This window comes from Mesorhizobium kamtschaticum (assembly GCF_056174585.1).
Genome location: NZ_JBWBWI020000002.1, coordinates 391235 through 407856, shown reverse-complemented (window position 1 = coordinate 407856; position 16622 = coordinate 391235). Strand labels below are relative to the sequence as shown.

Sequence of the window (16622 nt, the reverse complement as noted above, 5' to 3'; positions counted from 1 at the left end):
GGCAACTCGCTCCCGCGATTACCGCATGTGGACGGCTCTCCTCCCTCCCTGCGGTATGTTCGCGGGACCAGAGATGGAGGAGCGCTATGATGAGCAACGTCATGCGGTCGGTCTGGATATTGCGAAGTCCGTGTTTTCCGTGTTTTAAGTGCACGGCGTGGATGCGGTTGGTGAGGTTTCCTTTCGCAGGAAGCTGACGCGTGGGCGCGTACTGGCGTTTTTCGAGAGCTTGCCGCGATGCTTGGCGGGGATCGAGGCGTGCAGTTCATCGCACACTGGGCTCGCGAACTGATCGCACGTGGCCACGATGTGCGACTGCTGCCGGCACAGTATGCGAAGCCCTATCTGAAGCGGCGGAAGAATGATGCCGCAGACGCAGAAGCCATCTGCGAGGCAATGACACGGCCGACTAGGCGCTTCGTGCCAGTGAAATCGCCCGAGCAGCAAAGCGTTATGATGCGCACCGCGTCCGGTTGATGCTCAACCGCCAGCGCACTCAGATATCGAACGCATTGCGGTCACACCTGTCTGAGTTCGGGGTCGTGGCGCCGATCGGGCGTAATCGAATTGAGCAACTGCTCGTGGTCATCAACGACGAGAACGACGCCAGGATAGGCCCGGCAAATCGGCACTCGAGGCCGTGGGTATGGCAAGGCAGAGAGGCTGGCGCCATGACTGGGTTCTCGATCTCGACATTCGGGCATTCTTGGATCCATTGTCATAATACCCCCTGGTTCACGGTATCTGTTCGAAGAGGCTGGGATTTTGGTCTATCGTCTTGATCCATAGGCCTTTTCTCTGTCCACGCACGACATGGACGGCTTCGAGTTCGCCGCGTTTTACTCGCTGCAACACGACCTGGCGCGACAGGCCGAGGTTCTCCATGGCGTCGCGGATGGGCTCAAAGCCTTCGCCAGGCGTGGCCAGGAAGCGGGCCTTGAGTTCGGCGGTCAGGCGAATGCGCCATGGCGCACCGGGTGTCACCTGTTCGCCCGGGATGAGGCCGTCGTTGACATGGCGGTGAAGCGTCGATGGCGCCACGCCGAGCGCGGCAGCGGCCTGACGGACGGTGACGATGTCGCCGTCGGCGGCTGGTGGCTTGGCCTTGCAGGCGGGAATCTTCCAGTGCTTACGCAGATAGCCGACGCGGTTGGCGTCAAACCGGTGGCCGTACGCCGTTCGGCGGCCCTGGCGGTTGAGGACGCCGGCAATGACCGCGTCGGGATAATGCGGTGCCAGCCGCCGCAGCAGCGCCAGCGTGTCCTCGTCGGTACGAACCGTCGCCGGCCGCGAGCGCGGCAAGGCGACGGTGAGGCGACTCGTAGCCTCGCCCTTCCAGCGCAGGACGAGAAGCGCCGCTGCCTCGTCGCGATCGACATGGAGGGTGACCTCATCGAGGAGCGTGCGCAGCAATTCCTTGCGGTCACGCGGCGTGGTGGTGGGCGCGTACCAAACGCTCGCCAGATCGGCCCCGAGGGCAAGCAGCTTTTCCCGCTCCGTGGCCGACAGGACGCGCGGACGCTGCTCCTCGCGCCGCGCCAGTTCCGCCTTTGCCGCCTCCAGTGCGCGCAACGCCTCCTCCCACTCCTGCTCGAGCCTGCGGGCGACCAGGCGATTGTCGGGATCGACGGCGCAATAGCGGCGCTCGGCGCGGTTGACGGCGAAGGCGGCGCGCTCCACGTCGAGCCGCCATTGCTTGAGTGCTGCGTCGCGATCGTTCTCCAGCCGCTCGGCCGCTTCGAGCGTGGCGGTCAGGCGCACCGGCTCCAGCGCCTCCAGGAAGGCCGCCACCACGGCTTCATCGATCTGCCCGCCGCCAACATTGAGGCAATGGACGCCTCTGCCCTCGACGACCACCTTGCCGGGACAATGGTAGCCCGGCGTCACGGTGCGGCCGCGATAATGGGTGTGCAGCCGTCGCCCGCAGTGGCCGCAGCGGGCAATGCCCTGCAGCAGGGCGCCACCCTCTCTGGCGGCGCCACCGGCCTGTTCCTGCGCCTTGGCGTGCGTCCGGGGTTGGGTGTTGGCCGCCATGCGCTCTCGATTGGCCTCGAAGGTGGGCCAATCGATATAGCCCTGGTGGTGGTCCTTGATCAGCACTTGCCAGTCTTCCATCGGCAGCTTGCGTATCCGCTTGCACCGCGCGCCGGTTTCGTCGAGCACCGTCTCTCGGCGATACTTGCCATAGACATAGGCGCCGGCATAGACTGGATTGGCAAGCACGCTGTGAATCGCGTGGTAGCTGGCCTCGCCCCAGCGCAGCTCGGTGCGTGCATTAAGCCACAGCGGGAACTTCATCGCTTGCTCGCGGAACCACAGCCACACGCGGCGCGCCGAGCCGAGCTCGGCAAAGCGGGCAAAGACGGTGCGGATGGCATGGGCGACGGCCTCGTCGGGATGGATCAGGATCTCGCCGTCCGCCTCGCCCCAGACGAAGCCGATCGGTAGGCCGCGGCGCAATTCACCGCGCGCTGCCTTGTTGCGGATGCCGCCATTGAGGCGGGCGCGCAGGACGTGCAATTCGGCCTCGCTCATGGCGCCTTTCAACCCGAGCAAAAGCCTATCGTTGAACAGAGCCGGGTGGTAGATCCCGTCGGCATCGCCAATCAGCGTATCGGTCAGCCCGGCCAACTCGATCAGCCGGTGCCAGTCGGCATTGTTGCGCGCCAGCCGCGAAACCTCCAGGCCAAGCACGATGCCGACCCGGGCCAGCGCCACCTCGCTGGTCAGCCGCGCAAAGCCGGCGCGCATGACGCTGCCGGAGCCGGACAGGCCAAGGTCCTCGTCGATGACCAAGACACGCTCGTCCGGCCAACCCAGCTCGCGCGCCCGACCGGAGAGCGCGTATTGCCGCTCGGTCGATTCACGGTTGTTCTCCACCTGTGAGGCGCTCGACTGGCGCAGGTAGACGACAGCCAGCCGGGCCTGGTGACCGGCGGCGATTTTGCTGTGTTCAGTCATGACCGGCCTCCCTCACTGTCAGCATGCGCGCGATCACGAGGGCGAGCCGGCGCAACGCCTCCGCCCGCGCCTCGGCGTCCAGCGTCTCCCTGGTGGGTGGGTCGGGAGGCCGCTTGCGGTCTTCCTCGGCGAATCTCAGCTTCAGTTGCATGTCGCTCCTCCTTGTCATCGGGCGGCGACTCGCCGCGCCGTTCAAGAAGAGCGTCGGTCAGAAAGCGCAGATGCAGAAGGTCTGAAAGCCGCCCAATGCTGGAGTGATTAGCCGGCGAGGCTGTGGAACCACCCCCCAGGCCCCCGAGATCCGTCCACGCGACGGGAATGTAGGTCCGGCTGCCGTCCGGCAATTCTAAAAGCAGCGTTGGCTCGCCGCGGCGTTTGAGGCGGCTGATTACGGCCAGAGGCCGCCCTTCAAAGGCGTGGCCCTCCCGCATGATCGTTGCCGAGGCGGGAAGGTCCTGGTGATGGGCAGTCTGGAGATGTTTCCTTCTACACCATTCCACACGACCTGCTGCTACGGGCGGTGCGAAAGCACACCGACTGCTCGTGGGAGTTGTTATACATCGAACGGTGGCTGACGGCTCCCGTGCAACTGGAGAACGGCACCTTGGAACCTCGAGAGACGGGAACCCTTGCTGGCGAACCTCTTTTTGCACTATGCGTTCGGTCGGTGGATGGCCAAACACCATCCTGAAATTCCGTTTGAACGCTTTGCCGATGATGCCGTTTGTCATTGCAGCAGCGAGCGTCAGGCCCAAAAGTTGCAAACGGATCTTGAGCGGCGATTTGCCGAATGTGGACTGACGTTACATCAAACAAGACACGGATCGTGTATTGCAAGGATAACGTTCGGCGGGGGCATTACCCAACCAGAAGTTCGACTTTCTCGGCTACACGTTTCGGCCGAGACTGGCAATGAACCGATGGGGCAAGACCTTCGTCAATTTCAGTCCGGGTATCAGCAACCGCGAAAGCCATCCGTCAGACAATGCGGGACTGGCAGCTTGACCGCCGTATCGACAAGCGCATCAATGATCTGGCCAAGATGTTCAATCCGATCCTTCCTGGTTGGATAAACTACTATGGTCGTTACCACAAATCGGCACTTTCCCGAGCATTGATGCATCTCGACCTGCGCCTGGCACGCTGGGCGATGTCGAAATATCGCCGCCTGAATCGCCATCGTAGGCGTGACGCGGTATTGGGTCCAGGACGTAAGGCGTCGGGAGCCAGCGCTGTTTGCACATTGGCGGTTGCTGTATTGGGCACCGGCTGGACAGTAGGAGCCGGATGAGTGGAGACACTCACGTGCGGATCTGTGGAGCCTGGGGGTGAATTCACCCCGGCCACTCGACCCTACAGCAAGGTCCGCGCCCGGTGGATGTATCTCTACCGCGCCATCGACAGCGTCCTCGACACCGTCGAATTCTATTTTCAGCGCGCGGCCTTCTCCTAACTGCCAACCTTGATGTTATTCGCCAAGGGTCGGAAATGGTGTGATGGACCAGCCGATTAGACCCACGGCGCGTTGAAGTATCGCTTTGGTCCGAGCACGGCTGGGTGATACGGCCACGATATGGCCGATCCAGTCTCGGTAATCGCCTTGCCTGACGATCGGCGTCTTGGGTTCAACATACACTTTAACCTCGGTGACACCTGGTACAGCAGCCGCCCGACTGCCGCCATCGATCCAATCGAGGGTGCCATCGCGATCAGGGACTAGCATTCGCGCAGCTGCAATGTGCGAATGCCTTCTGTGCAAATCCCATTCGTCGCCGATGACAAGCTTGATGTGCTCGGTGATGAGATCGACCCCGTAAGCCGCCTGAACCAGTTGCGGATCGGGCACGCCAGCAAGACGCGGATTGACCTCAATGACGACTGGGCCGCGCTTCGTCCACCGGAATTCAATGCTCGTTGGCCCCCAGCCAAGGCCGAGAGCTTGCAAACAGCTTAGCGAAACATCGGTGATACGCTCATGCTCGTCATCGGTCAGCAGGGCCGGAAAGGTGAACTCACGATAGACGAAATGCGGTGGGGGGCCAAAGTCAGCAACTTCAATCCCAATAACCTCATTTCCCATTATCTCGGCGCCATAATGGGGGCCTTGTGCGAATTCTTCGACCAGTATCCTTGGTGAAGAGCGCCATATGTGCTTCCCGCCCAACAGATAGGTCGTATATGCTCGACCAACTCGTCGGCGTTACGGGCACAATCGGACACCCATGCTACCGCTGCCGACCGATGGCTTAAGAACCACCGGCAGGCCGATCTCCGTGGCAAAGTTTTCTACGTCCGTCGCATTCGCTGCCAAGCGATAAGCAGGTATTGGAACGCCGCCCTCCGCAAGGAGCTCACGTTGAACGAGTTTGTCGCAGCATCGTTCAATCGATCCGGGGTCCGGTCCAGCAGATCGAAATGCGCAGAGCTGTGGCTTTCGGGAAAGCGTCAGTCGTCAGTGCCGCGCATTTGTATTCTCTCACCTGTCCTTCGCTGAACAACATGATCAGCGGTCGACTAATGGCCATCGCATTCAGCCTGCAGCTTGGAGCTCAGGTGGCCGGGAAATGCGGCTCAATACGGCGCATCTGGCTGTGCGTCGGCGCCTTATGAGTTCGGCGGCAGGCGGTCTTCAGCCCAGACGTCGCTCGATCTCGCTCGGGTGAGATCAGCCCCCCAGAAGAGGTAGGTGCGGTTCGCAATGGAGACGTATAACACTACTCGTCAGCGAATAGGAGGAAAACATCATTTGAACATTGTGAAGCAAGCCAATCGAGTACGGGCCAGAGACATCCTCTGACCGCGATGCCCTATGAAAGGATATACACCGCGGAATTTGGAAGTGCTTGCAAAGTGCCGAGTTGGCGCTTCTTCTGAGATAATCAGTGTCACTGATCGATAACCTTGGCTCCGTGTTTCTGTAAGACGCTCAAGAGCTGACACACGATAGCAGAATTGTACGTTGGATCGATCGGTTACAATGCCATGAATGATTTCTTGTCACAGTTGAATAGCTTTGCATGGCGAAAAGGCCGCAACTTTGGAGAATGCCACCATGAGTGAAATGGACTTGGACAATGTCATCCCATGCACCGATGTCGTTAAATGCGCGGCGCGCATCGGCGCTGAGATCAGGAACACCAAGCTGTCGGCCGATTTGCCGGACCAGACTATCGCTGCGATAAACGGTTTGGTGCTTGAGCACAAGGTCATCTTCTTCCGCGACCAGGGTCATCTCGACGACGATGCGCAGGAGCGCTTTGCTCTTCGTTTTGGGAAGCCTTCGCCATATCCGGAGGGAACCATGCCGATCTTCGATATTGATTCCGCACGCGGAGATATCCAAGCAGACGTTTGGCACATCGATTGGTCCTGCATGGATGCCTATCCCAAGATTTCGGTGCTGCGAGGCGTTGTGATCCCACCAGTCGGCGGCGACACGGTGTGGTCAAACACGGCGACCGCATATCTCGACTTGCCGCTGCCGCTGCAACGGCTTGCCGACGACCTCTGGGCTGTTCACAGCTTCCCTGGCGGTTATTTTAAGAGGCCCTATGCCGAGGCCCTTACCGAACAGAGGATCGAGACCGAGCATCCCGTAGTACGCGTCCACCCCGAGACCGGCGAGCGCACGCTGGTGCTCGGCTCTTATGTAGCACGTTTCGTTGGCGTCTCGAAATATGACGGCCAGAGGCTATTCGATCTGTTTGAGTCTCATATCACCGCGCAGGAAAACACGGTGCGCTGGAAGTGGAAGCAGGGTGATGTTGCTATCTGGGACAACCGAGCCACGATGCATTGTGCGACCAAGGATTACGGCAGCCAGCGCCGCGTCGTTCGTCGCGCGGCCATCGAGGGTGAGGTGCCTGTCAGTGTCGACGGCCGGTACAGCGTTGCGCGTTTCAAGTTTGTCGGGCGAAATGAGAAACTGACCCCTGACGAAGCCTAGAACTGACCCCTCGTGTCAAACGAGGAGATGGACGACCGATATCTCAGCGGATCTTGCATCGTCGCGAAACGAACGATGCAAGGCGCGGAAATGCTTCGGGCTGACGAGGTGGTGGCAATGCTGCGGTTGCAGGAGCCGACGAAGCCGGACGGTGATTCTGCACACCCATTCCGGTTTGATGCTGGACGCCGTTCCGATCTGACGCCGGACACGCCGAAGAGCCTTTTTGGTCTGTTTGAGGATTGGCGGGGAATTGGATCGCGGGCAAGCCAGAGTTGTTTCTGGCATGGAGCGGCTCTTTGATTGCGCATGCTTTCGCATCGCATACTGCAGGGCGCTGCTCTCGCGATTGTGAGGACCTGATGGATAGAGGATTGCCGAACATACAGGATCGCCTTGGCTCCAGATGGTGCGGCCTGATCTTCTCAGACATCATGGCGCGCCTCCTGTCGTTTCCGAGCGAGGTCGGCCGTCGGCGTGGTCGAGGATCAGGGCGGACCATCAGCTTCGTCAGCGTCCCGTGCGTTTCGGGTGGCGAACCAACAGCTTTTCCTCCAGGCGGGACGTGCTGTCTACGCCAATGCCGAGCGCGCCTCTTATCTCTACGCCATCATCGAGGCAATGCTGAAGTCCGGCGCGCCTTGCAGTGCAGTCCGCAGGATCTTGTGTCGATCCTGAAAACGCAGATCAAGATGAACCTCGACGAACGCACCCCTACCATCGCCGACATTGCCCGGATTCTCGGTTAGAGCCCCTCACTGCTGCAACGGCAGGTTAAGGCTATCGGATTGACCTAAAACGACGTGCTACGGTTGGCGCTCAAGGAACTCGCCCGGCACTATCTGAAGACAAGCAACATGCCGATGACCGAGGTGGCGCTTTGCCTCGGCTACTCGGAGCTGTCGGCCTTCTCGCGCGCGTTTCGGTCCTGGACCGGGGTTAGCCCCCACCACTTCCGCCGGGTGGACAACATCTAGTCAACCGCTATTCGATCGCAATCCGTCGAAAAACCCAACTTGGCGCGATATTTGTCCGGGCTCAGACCGTAGTGTTTGGACATATGGCACATACCGTTGTTGAAAGCTGCCACAATTCCGGGTGGCGGATTATTCCGAGTACTGCTGTCATTCACGCGATTGACGAGAATGCTGGTTGGTGCGTCGGCATCGATCTTGTTGAGAGGCCGGAGATCGGGTATGAGCGCGGCAATCAGCCATTTCGCCTTGCTCATTTCGATGACGCCGATGACCGTGTTATCCTGTACAAGAGCGGCGACCGGCTCGCGTCAAAAGACTGCGACATGAGGCACTTCCTTCCAATGTTGGATTCAGCAGCGCCGAAGGATGCTACGCCCTCGCCGCTCGCCCCATAAGCATCTACTTCAGTGGGCACGATCCTTCTTCAGTGCGTTGCGGTTGGGAGTCGCTGATTCTTCCTGTTCACCAAGCTTCTGACATGATGTCATCGACCAATTAATCAAGTCGATGGCCTGCTGAAGTATCGCCTCGGTCTGGGCAAGCCTGGGTGAAACGGCAATGACATGTCCGATCCAGTCTCGGAAATCGCCTTTCCTGATGATCGAAGTCTTGGATTCAACATACAATTTGGTCTCGACGACGCCTAGTACAGCAGCCGCCTGACTGTCGCCGCCGATCCAATCAAGGATGCCATCATGATCAGGAACCAGGAAGCGCGCAGCCGCAGTCTGTGAATGTCCCCTGCGCAAATCCCATTCTTCGCCAATGACAAGCTTGATGTGCTCAGTGATGAGGTCAATACCGTAAGCCAGTTGGACCAGTTGAGGCTCGAGTGCGCCAGCAAGACGCGGATTGACTTCGATCACGACTGGGCCGCGCTTCGTCCACCGGAGTTCTATGTTCGTGGGCCCCCAGCCAAGACCGAGAGCCTGCAAACAGCTCAGCGAAACATTGATGATACGCTCATGCTCGTCATCCCTTAGCGGGGCCGGAAAGGCCAAATTACGGAAGACGAAATGCGGTGGGGGGCCGAAATTAGCGGCGACAATCCCAACAACCTCATTTCCCATTATCTCGACGCTATAAAAGGGGCCTTGTGCGAATTCTTCGATCAGTATCCTCGGCGAAGATCGCCAAATGTGCTTCCCGCCCAACAGATAGGTCGTGTGCTCGGCTATCTCATCGGCGTTGCGGCATAATCGGACCCCGCTGCTACCGCTGCCTACGGCTGGCTTGACAATCACCGGCAGGCCGATCTCCGCAGCAGAGCTTTCTATTTCTGTCGCGTTCGCGGCCAAGCAATAGGCAGGTACTGGAACGCCGGAGTGCGCGAGGTGCTGACGTTGAGCGAATTTATCGCAGCATCGTTCAATGGACGCGGGATGCGGTCCCGGTAGATCGAAATGCCGGCAGAGTTTGGCAACTGTAGCATAGATCGACTCATCGTCGCCCGAGAAGCCTGTAATGCCGGCAATGTCATAGGTCGCACGCAGCCGAGAACATTCGCCGATCAGCGCATTGAGATCGTCTGTAGCGACACGGATTGCCTCAACCTGTTCCGCCGCAAGATAGTCGTAGCAGGCTGGATCAGCCGCCAGGGTAATTGGATGAAGTCCAAGACGCTTGGCCGCTCGGACGTACAGCAGACCACTGGTCCTGTGACCTTCAACCAGGATGAGCGCTCGTCTTGCCATTGGCGTTGTCCTCGGTTGCGTTCTGCATGGCGGTCTAGGCGTAAATCGGCATCGTTTTTTGGCCGTTCCTGAATTAACGGATCCTTCACCGCGTCCCATGCAATTGGTGTGCCATTAAAAGTGTTGTTATGCGCGAGGGTAAACCATGTGTCCCGCGGCCCGCCGGCGGAATACTCACGCCTCATTTAGGTGTCTAAACAATAGATGTCTTCGACCGGACACGGCTGGACGGGTCGTGTCCCATCAGGTGGTGTAGTTCGGCGGTTACGAAGCCGCTCGCGAGCGCGCCGTTAGTAGGGCTGTAGCGTGAGCGGCGTGTCGGTGGTCATCGGCGCTTTCCGGTAGGGTTTGGTTGTTGACGCCAACCCATTTCGGAAGGACCACCGATGACCGACGACATGATGAACCTGCGCACGCTCGTGGAGAAGACCCCGGATGCCGATCTGCTGCGGGAGATGATCGGCTTTGCCGCCGAGCGGCTGATGGAAATGGAGGTGGGCGCGGCCACCGGCGCTGCCTATGGCGAGAAGAACCCGCTGCGGCTCGCCCTGCGCAATGGCTACCGCGACCGGGACTGGGAGACGCCGGCCGGCACGGTCGAGCTGCGCATCCCGAAGCTCAGGAAGGGAAGCTACTTCCCGGATTTCCTCGAACCGCGCCGCATGGCCGAGACGGCGCCAGCCATCCGAACCCAGGCAGCGGTAATAGTGGATGTGCGCGTAGTCGCATTGCGGCATTGCACCAGGCCCTGCCCGAGGCTGAGTTCAATGGTGCGCCGCGGCGCGAAGCGCTTGTTATCGGCCTGCCGAAGCGATCGAGATCGTTCATCCTCGCGGTCTACAAGACGTTGGGCTATATCGTCCGACCCACTGACACACGACACACATCGTTGTTGACGTCGTTAGGGAAGTGAGCGGCAAGATATTCCCTCGCGAGGAACGGCGGCTACGCGTAACCGGGGCAGATTACCGGGCGGTGGGGGTTTGCAGGCGCGTGCGTTCGTGATTCACCCTTTGCGTGACGCTACCACCGACTGATTCGCTTGAAGGCCTGTCGCTCGCGGAACTCCGCGGGCTGGTTTCTGCGCTGATCGGCGAAGTGCGCGGTCTTCAAGGCCGGGTCGAGAGCCTTGAGATCGAGAACCAGGCGCTACGCGCCGAGAACCAGACCCTGAAGGATGAGATCGCCCGGCTGAAGGACCTGCCGCCGCGTCCCCCGGTCAAGCCGACCAAGCCATCGGGCATGGAGAAGGCGACGCAGCCGACATCTGGCAAGGGCAAGCGCCGCCGGCGCGGCGCCAAGCGCGACGGCGGTCGCGTGAGCCGCGAGGTGACGGTTGCGGTGAGCGCTCCTGCGGGCTCTCGCTTCAAGGGGTATGAGACGATCCTGGTGCGCGATCTGGCGTTGTCGGCCGAGGTGGTGCGCTATCGCCGCGAGCGCTGGGTGACACCGACCGGCGAAACGATGGTGGCGCCCTTGCCGGCGGGGATCATCGGCGGCTGGGGCGCGAACCTGCGCCGCTTCATTCTGGCCTGTCACATTCAAGGCCAGGTGACGACGGAGCGGTTGACGGCGTTGTTGACCGGGATCGGGGTCGACATTTCGAAGCGCCAGGTGGTGCGGCTGATTTCGGAGGGCCTGGAGGCCTTCGCGGCGGAGGACCGTGACGTGCTGCGCGCCGGGCTGGCTACGGCGCCCTGGATCACCGTCGATGATACGTCGGCGCGCCACGCCCACCAGGACGGCTACACCACCCAGATCGGCGATCGCCGCTTCACCGCGTTCCGCACCGGGCGATCGAAGTCACGGGAGGCGTTCCTGGCGACGCTGCGTGCCGGGCACAGCGATTACTTCATCAATGAAGAGGCCCTGGCCTATATGCGCGGCCGCAACCTCGCCGGTCCGGTGATCGCGCGGCTGGCGGTTGCGCCGCACAAGGCATTTGCCGACAGCGCCGCATGGCAGGCGCATCTGGCCGCACTCGGCCTCGACCAGCTCGCGGTTGAGCCCAACCCAGTCAGGATCGCCACCGAAGGGGCGATGTGGGGAGCGATCCGCCACCACGGCTTTCTCGCCGATACCGTGGTCGTGTCCGATGATGCCGGCCAGTTCCGCATCGGCGACCATGCTCTGTGCTGGGTCCACGCCGAGCGGCTCGTCCACAAATTGATACCCGTGACCCCGGATCAACGTCAGGCCGTCGACATCATGCGCCAGTTGATCTGGTGGTTCTATCGCGACCTCAAGAGCTACCAGCGTGCTCCTTGTCCGCGCCACGCGGCGGCCCTGCGCGCCCGCTTCGAGCGCCTGTTCAAACGACGAACCGGCTACGTCATGCTCGACCGGCTTCTTGCCAGGCTGCATCGCCGCAAGCATGAACTCCTGCGCGTTCTCGATCGTCCCGAGATCCCACTCCACACCAATGGTTCGGAAAACGACATCCGCACCTTCGTCACCAAGCGCAAGATCTCCGGCGGAACCGTCAGCGAGGCAGGCAAGAACGCCCGCGACGTCCTGCTCGGCCTGATGAAGACCTGCATCAAGCTCGACGTCTCATTCTTCCGCTATCTCGGCGACCGCCTCGGCATACCAACACAAGAGTCGATTCCGCCGCTCCCGGATCTCGTTAGGCAAGCCGCTCAAGCCTGACTGCCCGGTAATCTGCCCCGGTTACCGGCTACGCTGGCTAACCCATTTCACAATGAACGTTTCTGTGGTTCAGGTTTGCGCCCTTGCGACGAGGATTGTGCGTGGGAGACGTCTATTCGCTGCTCGTAGTTGCGCACGAGGCGGCGCCATCAGTCGTCCACCCAAAGATCCGCTCGATGCCCAGCCTTCTAAGCCGTTCTGGCCGTCGGACGACGGATGATTTAGTCATGCGAGGATTCCGAGCAGCGAGGCAGGCTGGGTTTGCGGTTGCTAGCGAACGATCCCATCGGATTGAGGTGGTCTTCAGAAATGCCCCGCAGTTGCCGCGTTGCGGGAAAGACGCCCGAGTCGACGCGTCAACTACAAGGGTTGATAGTATCTTTTACAATCACACACTCTTATTTTCAGCGCACTATCTACCTGCGGCGGAGGCAATAAAGAAAGGAAAATTATGTGACAACCGAAAAGTGTGTTACAAGCCTTGACGTATCGCGATACATTCATTCGTTTGATGAAGCAGCGCGAAAAGCGGGAATTCGTTTCAAGATGGGAGAAAATTTTGAAGAATACCTTGATATTACTACAAACCTCGTTGGAAAATCGCCAACCTTTCCAATTTTTCGACCCGATTGTTCACGGCTTAAACTTGGCCGTGCGTTTTGGATTGTCGGAGAAGATCAATCGAGCGAGGTAGCGCATGTACAGGCACTTCGTGTGGACGATCTAAGGACAACCAACTTGGCTGAACACCTGGAGTCATTGAAGGCGTGCTACGCAGATCCGAAGAGCCAAGCCGGCTCAGGGTCCTCGTGTGTTTGCCGTGCATCAACCGCTCGGAAAATAACGGGGGCCGTAGTTTACCAAGGCGACATATGGCTTCGAGAGGATTTTAGAGGACAGGGGTTGCCCAGAACCTTTTCGAGCATTGCATTTGGGTTGGCATGGGCGAAATGGTCACCCGATTTCATTTATGGCCTTGTCCCCACCTGGTCAATCGAAAAGGGAGTCGCCGATCTGTATGGTTATCTCCACAGAGAAGCCCACGGGTCTGTTTTGCGTTTACCTGACCACGGAATCGAAGATGATGACTGGCTCGTTTGGCTAACGCGACGCGAATTGACCCAGCTGATCAAACGCACGGTGGATGAGACCTTGGCGCCTGGCTTTTGTTGATCACCGGTTGCAGTTGGACGTGCTTTGGTTGGAGCAGTAGGCCCGCCCAATGTCCGCACGTTATGGAGTCTGTGAACGTACGTCCGAATTCAGGGTCGAAGTCAAACGGACGAGCCTACGGCGGCGGCGTTGCGCAGAGCGGCGTAGCCGGAACGGAGTTTGGGCGGGGCGAGGGCGTGATGACCATTGCTGATCTGAAGCTCACAACCAAGCCAGTGGTCGACTATGGCTGCGCCGCACTGTGGGACCTGGATGACGGCGTCGTCTGTCTTGAATTTTGCACTAAGATGAACACGTTCTCTGAGGCCTTGCTCGACGCGATCAATGCGGCACTTGAGGAAGTGGGTAAAGGCTTCAGAGCACTGCTCATCGGATCCGATTCTCCTATCCACAGTGCAGGTGCCGACCTGCGTGTCTTTCTCGAAAGAATCGAAAAAGGCGGCTCCGACGCCCTGGGCGAGTTCATTGACATGGGGCACCAAACCTTCAAGGCGGTCAAATACGCCCCGTTCCCGGTCGTTGGCGCCCCCGCCGGCCTCGCTCTTGGTGGCGGCTGCGAAATGCTGCTCCATTGCGATGCAATCCAAGCCCATGCCGAGCTCTCCATCGGCTTGGTCGAAACCCGCATTGGGGTTGTCCCCGGCTGGGGCGGCTGCAAGGAAATGCTGATCCGCCAGAGTGGCCTTGCCAGCGCCACGACGGGCCTAAGCGTGCCAGCGGTCGCCGCGTTCAACCTAATCGCTCCAGCCAAGGTTTCTAGCAGCGCTTTCGAAGCAAGGAGCCTCGGCTTCCTGCGCCCGACCGACGGTGTCACCATAAATCGCGACCGGCTCCTGGCCGACGCGAAGCAGAAAGCGCTTTCGCTCTCCGACGGCTATGTTGCCCCCAAGCCACCACTGCTTGCGGTGTCTGGCCCATCCGGCGCTTCGGACTTGCGCAACATTCTGAAAGGCGCAGCCTTCTCCGGCCGTGCGACCGCCCACGACATAGTCGTTGGCGAGGCGCTGATCAACGTGCTGAGCGGAGGCCCGGATGCCGATCCGCTGAAGCCGATGGTCGAGGACGACATCATCGCCCTGGAACGGCAGACATTTACCGCTCTGTTCGAGACGACCGCAACGGTCGAGAGGGTGAAGCACATGCTTGCCACCGGCAAGCCGCTGCGAAACTGACAGCCACGGAAGAACGCACGAACACGCAAACCATCAATTCTCCGATCAACGACATTGCCTTCTTGCTCAAGGAAGTTTTTGATTTTGAAGGCAAGGTGAGACGACTCCTGACTACGATGAGGTAAATGTCGAACTGCTCGCTTCCGTACTGGATAAACGTCGGACCGGCCTATTTGATGCTCCTGCAATTTGGCAAGGCGTCCATATCGGCCCTCAAACCGATAGTCCGACCGTTCCCCTCCTCGCCTTTTCGGTGCGACAACCCCGGTCTCAGGAATCCCGATTTCGATGTGATTGATACCGAAAGATGCCAACTTTCGGCCGCGAAGCTGGCCGTGTTGTCCAGCCGGTATTCAAGCTCAGGAGTTTCGAGGTGCCGACGCCATTAGGTGACCCCGCTCGTTATGTATTGGGAACGTCTCGATATCGGCATGATAGTTCGTCTGATTACACCGATTGGTCGACTGTCAATGACGGTGTCGCAGGCGAACGATTAGCGTTGGGATTGGCCTCGCCGAGCTAACCATCTCGATCCAAGATCGAGACCTTAACGAAATTGTATTTGAACAATTGACGCGGCGCTGCTCATCTGCTGCCGGCGATGCTTGACCGTTATGGAGGCGTCGCCGTCAAAATAGGCTACGAAGATCGCCGATTGCCGTCTGCCGGGCGTGGTCTGCTAAGATAACCTGTTTCTTTGGGGTACGAAAATGCTGCGATTTGAGCTATCCGAATATCGGAGCCGTCTCGAGAAAGCCCGCCAGGCTATGGAGCAGGCTGGTGTTGATTTGCTGGTGGTCACTGACCCTGCAAACATGGCTTGGCTGACCGGTTATGACGGATGGTCATTCTACGTGCATCAATGCGTGGTCGTTTCGAAGGACAAGGATCCACTTTGGTTTGGCCGGGGGATCGATGCCAATGGTTGTCGCCGCACTGCCTACATCGGCGAAGATCGGATCAGATGGTATGAGGACCATTACGTTCAGTCCGATACTCTTCATCCGATGACGGTCCTTGCAGACGTTATTTTCAGTGAAGGCCATGCCTCTGCGATTATTGGTGTCGAGAAGGATAACTACTTCTTTACGGCTGCCGCATTCGAAGTGCTTTCAGCTTCGCTTCCCAACGCGAAGTTCAAGGACACGAACCGACTGATCAATTGGCAGCGTATCATAAAATCTCCCCGGGAAATTGAGTATATGCGGGGAGCAGGCAAGGTTATCGAAGGCGTGTATCAGCGCATATCCGATGTGCTTCGGCCAGGTATGAAGCAGTCTGACGTGGTCGCGGAAATCTTCCACGCAGGAACGCGTGGTAACGGTGGCTTCTGGGAGATTACCCCGGAGCCATGCCAATGATCGGGGCCGGCGCAGATGCTTCAGCGCCACATCTCACTTGGAGCGATCAACCGGTGAGAGCCGACGAAAGCATCTTTTTTGAGCTGGCTGGCGTGCACAAGCGTTACCACTGCCCGCTCTCACGAACGTATTATCTTGGGAAGCCGACACAGAAGATCCTCGACGCGGAAAAGGCCGTTCTCGACGGTATGAGGGCGGGGCTCGAGAAGGCAGTGGCCGGAAATCGCTGCGAGGACATTGCCAATGCCTATGCCCAGGCACTTGCTCGATACGGCTTCGTTAAAACGAGCCGGTCTGGATATTCGATTGGCCTTGCGTATCCGCCGGATTGGGGCGAGCATTCCGCTAGCTTTCGAGCCGGCGACAAAACCGAGTTGCAGCCAGGCATGACCTTCCACTTCATGTCAGGCCTTTGGTACGGGGATTGGGGGATCGAGATTACCGAAAGCATCCTGATAACCGAGAGACAGGTTGAATGCCTATCCAACGTTCCGCAGCAGCTATTCGTCATCGATTGACGCTCTCGGACCGTCAAATCTTAATTGGTCCGACTTTCATTGTTGGTTTAATATTACACTGAGACAAATGGTCTTGATGGATCTGGAGCAAGTTGCTGTACAGTTCCACAATCGTACGGAAACTAGTGGAATGATCGAGACAAAAGAGTCCGATGTTGGATTCCCATCGGT

General features: G+C 59.2%; 11 protein-coding genes and 6 pseudogenes. 11 read left to right on the top strand and 6 right to left on the bottom strand.

Annotation, left to right across the window (positions count from 1 at the left end):
* Positions 1-86: 86 nt before the first annotated feature.
* Positions 87-578, top strand: a pseudogene (locus tag AC0V7N_RS37655) (IS110 family RNA-guided transposase); the annotation flags it as partial.
* Positions 579-735: 157 nt separating this feature from the next.
* On the opposite strand, the gene AC0V7N_RS37650 reads toward AC0V7N_RS37655, so the two are convergent.
* Together AC0V7N_RS37650 and AC0V7N_RS37645 are read right to left on the bottom strand one after the other, a co-directional pair.
* Positions 736-2961, bottom strand: coding sequence for a recombinase family protein (locus AC0V7N_RS37650; protein ID WP_496628095.1), 2226 nt, complete (start codon positions 2959-2961; stop codon positions 736-738).
* Positions 2954-3112 (bottom strand): hypothetical protein, encoded by a 159-nt coding sequence (locus AC0V7N_RS37645; RefSeq protein WP_496628094.1) that lies wholly within the window; start codon positions 3110-3112, stop codon positions 2954-2956. The genes AC0V7N_RS37650 and AC0V7N_RS37645 overlap by 8 nt, the downstream gene beginning before the upstream one ends.
* Before the next feature lie 520 nt (positions 3113-3632).
* On the opposite strand from AC0V7N_RS37645, the gene AC0V7N_RS37640 reads away from it, so the two are divergent.
* From AC0V7N_RS37640 to AC0V7N_RS37630, 3 genes and pseudogenes are all read left to right on the top strand, one after another.
* On the top strand, positions 3633-4034 hold the full coding sequence (locus AC0V7N_RS37640; protein ID WP_496628440.1) for a hypothetical protein: 402 nt from the start codon (positions 3633-3635) through the stop codon (positions 4032-4034).
* Positions 3947-4252, top strand: a complete 306-nt coding sequence (locus tag AC0V7N_RS37635; protein ID WP_496628093.1) for a group II intron maturase-specific domain-containing protein — start codon at positions 3947-3949, stop codon at positions 4250-4252. The genes AC0V7N_RS37640 and AC0V7N_RS37635 overlap by 88 nt, the downstream gene beginning before the upstream one ends.
* A gap of 63 nt (positions 4253-4315) precedes the next feature.
* A pseudogene (locus tag AC0V7N_RS37630) lies at positions 4316-4393 on the top strand (IS6 family transposase); the annotation flags it as partial.
* 36 nt (positions 4394-4429) lie between these two features.
* On the opposite strand, the pseudogene AC0V7N_RS37625 reads toward AC0V7N_RS37630, so the two are convergent.
* Positions 4430-5371, bottom strand: a pseudogene (locus AC0V7N_RS37625) (ATP-grasp domain-containing protein); the annotation flags it as partial.
* Between the two features lie 642 nt (positions 5372-6013).
* Between AC0V7N_RS37625 and AC0V7N_RS37620 the strand changes: the two are divergent.
* A complete protein-coding gene (locus AC0V7N_RS37620; RefSeq protein ID WP_496628092.1) occupies positions 6014-6907 on the top strand; it encodes a TauD/TfdA family dioxygenase in 894 nt (297 codons plus the stop codon).
* An 812-nt stretch (positions 6908-7719) separates the two neighbouring features.
* The gene (locus AC0V7N_RS37615) at positions 7720-7884 is read left to right on the top strand and encodes a helix-turn-helix domain-containing protein (RefSeq protein ID WP_496628091.1); all 165 of its coding nucleotides are present in this window, start codon (positions 7720-7722) and stop codon (positions 7882-7884) included.
* Here AC0V7N_RS37615 and AC0V7N_RS37610 read toward each other — a convergent pair.
* Both AC0V7N_RS37610 and AC0V7N_RS37605 read right to left on the bottom strand, forming a co-directional pair.
* A complete protein-coding gene (locus AC0V7N_RS37610; protein ID WP_496628090.1) occupies positions 7881-8138 on the bottom strand; it encodes a hypothetical protein in 258 nt (85 codons plus the stop codon). The genes AC0V7N_RS37615 and AC0V7N_RS37610 overlap by 4 nt on opposite strands.
* A gap of 150 nt (positions 8139-8288) precedes the next feature.
* Positions 8289-9578: an ATP-binding protein gene (locus tag AC0V7N_RS37605; protein ID WP_496628089.1), complete on the bottom strand. Its 1290-nt coding sequence runs from the start codon at positions 9576-9578 to the stop codon at positions 8289-8291.
* 386 nt (positions 9579-9964) lie between these two features.
* Between AC0V7N_RS37605 and AC0V7N_RS37600 the strand changes: the two are divergent.
* Both AC0V7N_RS37600 and AC0V7N_RS37595 read left to right on the top strand, forming a co-directional pair.
* A pseudogene (locus AC0V7N_RS37600) lies at positions 9965-10285 on the top strand (transposase); the annotation flags it as partial.
* A 310-nt stretch (positions 10286-10595) separates the two neighbouring features.
* Positions 10596-12227 carry an IS66 family transposase gene (locus AC0V7N_RS37595; protein ID WP_496628088.1) on the top strand — a complete coding sequence of 544 codons (1632 nt, stop codon included), beginning with the start codon at positions 10596-10598 and terminating at the stop codon, positions 12225-12227.
* A 37-nt stretch (positions 12228-12264) separates the two neighbouring features.
* Here AC0V7N_RS37595 and AC0V7N_RS37590 read toward each other — a convergent pair.
* Positions 12265-12417 (bottom strand): annotated as a pseudogene (locus AC0V7N_RS37590) (IS5/IS1182 family transposase); the annotation flags it as partial.
* A 263-nt stretch (positions 12418-12680) separates the two neighbouring features.
* Here AC0V7N_RS37590 and AC0V7N_RS37585 point away from each other — a divergent pair.
* From AC0V7N_RS37585 to AC0V7N_RS37575, 3 genes and pseudogenes are all read left to right on the top strand, one after another.
* Positions 12681-13400 carry a hypothetical protein gene (locus AC0V7N_RS37585; RefSeq protein ID WP_496628087.1) on the top strand — a complete coding sequence of 240 codons (720 nt, stop codon included), beginning with the start codon at positions 12681-12683 and terminating at the stop codon, positions 13398-13400.
* A gap of 179 nt (positions 13401-13579) precedes the next feature.
* Positions 13580-14572: an enoyl-CoA hydratase-related protein gene (locus AC0V7N_RS37580; protein WP_496628086.1), complete on the top strand. Its 993-nt coding sequence runs from the start codon at positions 13580-13582 to the stop codon at positions 14570-14572.
* A 710-nt stretch (positions 14573-15282) separates the two neighbouring features.
* Positions 15283-16451 (top strand): annotated as a pseudogene (locus tag AC0V7N_RS37575) (M24 family metallopeptidase).
* The last annotated feature ends 171 nt before the right edge of the window (positions 16452-16622 follow it).

Excerpts from the sequence above, each read along its gene's own strand:
- AC0V7N_RS37580 (WP_496628086.1), top strand. The coding sequence starts at position 13,580 with ATGACCATTGCTGATCTGAAGCTCACAACCAAGCCAGTGGTCGACTAT.
- AC0V7N_RS37650 (WP_496628095.1), bottom strand. The coding sequence starts at position 2,961 with ATGACTGAACACAGCAAAATCGCCGCCGGTCACCAGGCCCGGCTGGCT.
- AC0V7N_RS37605 (WP_496628089.1), bottom strand. The coding sequence starts at position 9,578 with ATGGCAAGACGAGCGCTCATCCTGGTTGAAGGTCACAGGACCAGTGGT.
- AC0V7N_RS37645 (WP_496628094.1), bottom strand. The coding sequence starts at position 3,112 with ATGCAACTGAAGCTGAGATTCGCCGAGGAAGACCGCAAGCGGCCTCCC.
- AC0V7N_RS37610 (WP_496628090.1), bottom strand. The coding sequence starts at position 8,138 with ATGAGCAAGGCGAAATGGCTGATTGCCGCGCTCATACCCGATCTCCGG.
- AC0V7N_RS37635 (WP_496628093.1), top strand. The coding sequence starts at position 3,947 with ATGCGGGACTGGCAGCTTGACCGCCGTATCGACAAGCGCATCAATGAT.
- AC0V7N_RS37620 (WP_496628092.1), top strand. The coding sequence starts at position 6,014 with ATGAGTGAAATGGACTTGGACAATGTCATCCCATGCACCGATGTCGTT.
- AC0V7N_RS37640 (WP_496628440.1), top strand. The coding sequence starts at position 3,633 with ATGGCCAAACACCATCCTGAAATTCCGTTTGAACGCTTTGCCGATGAT.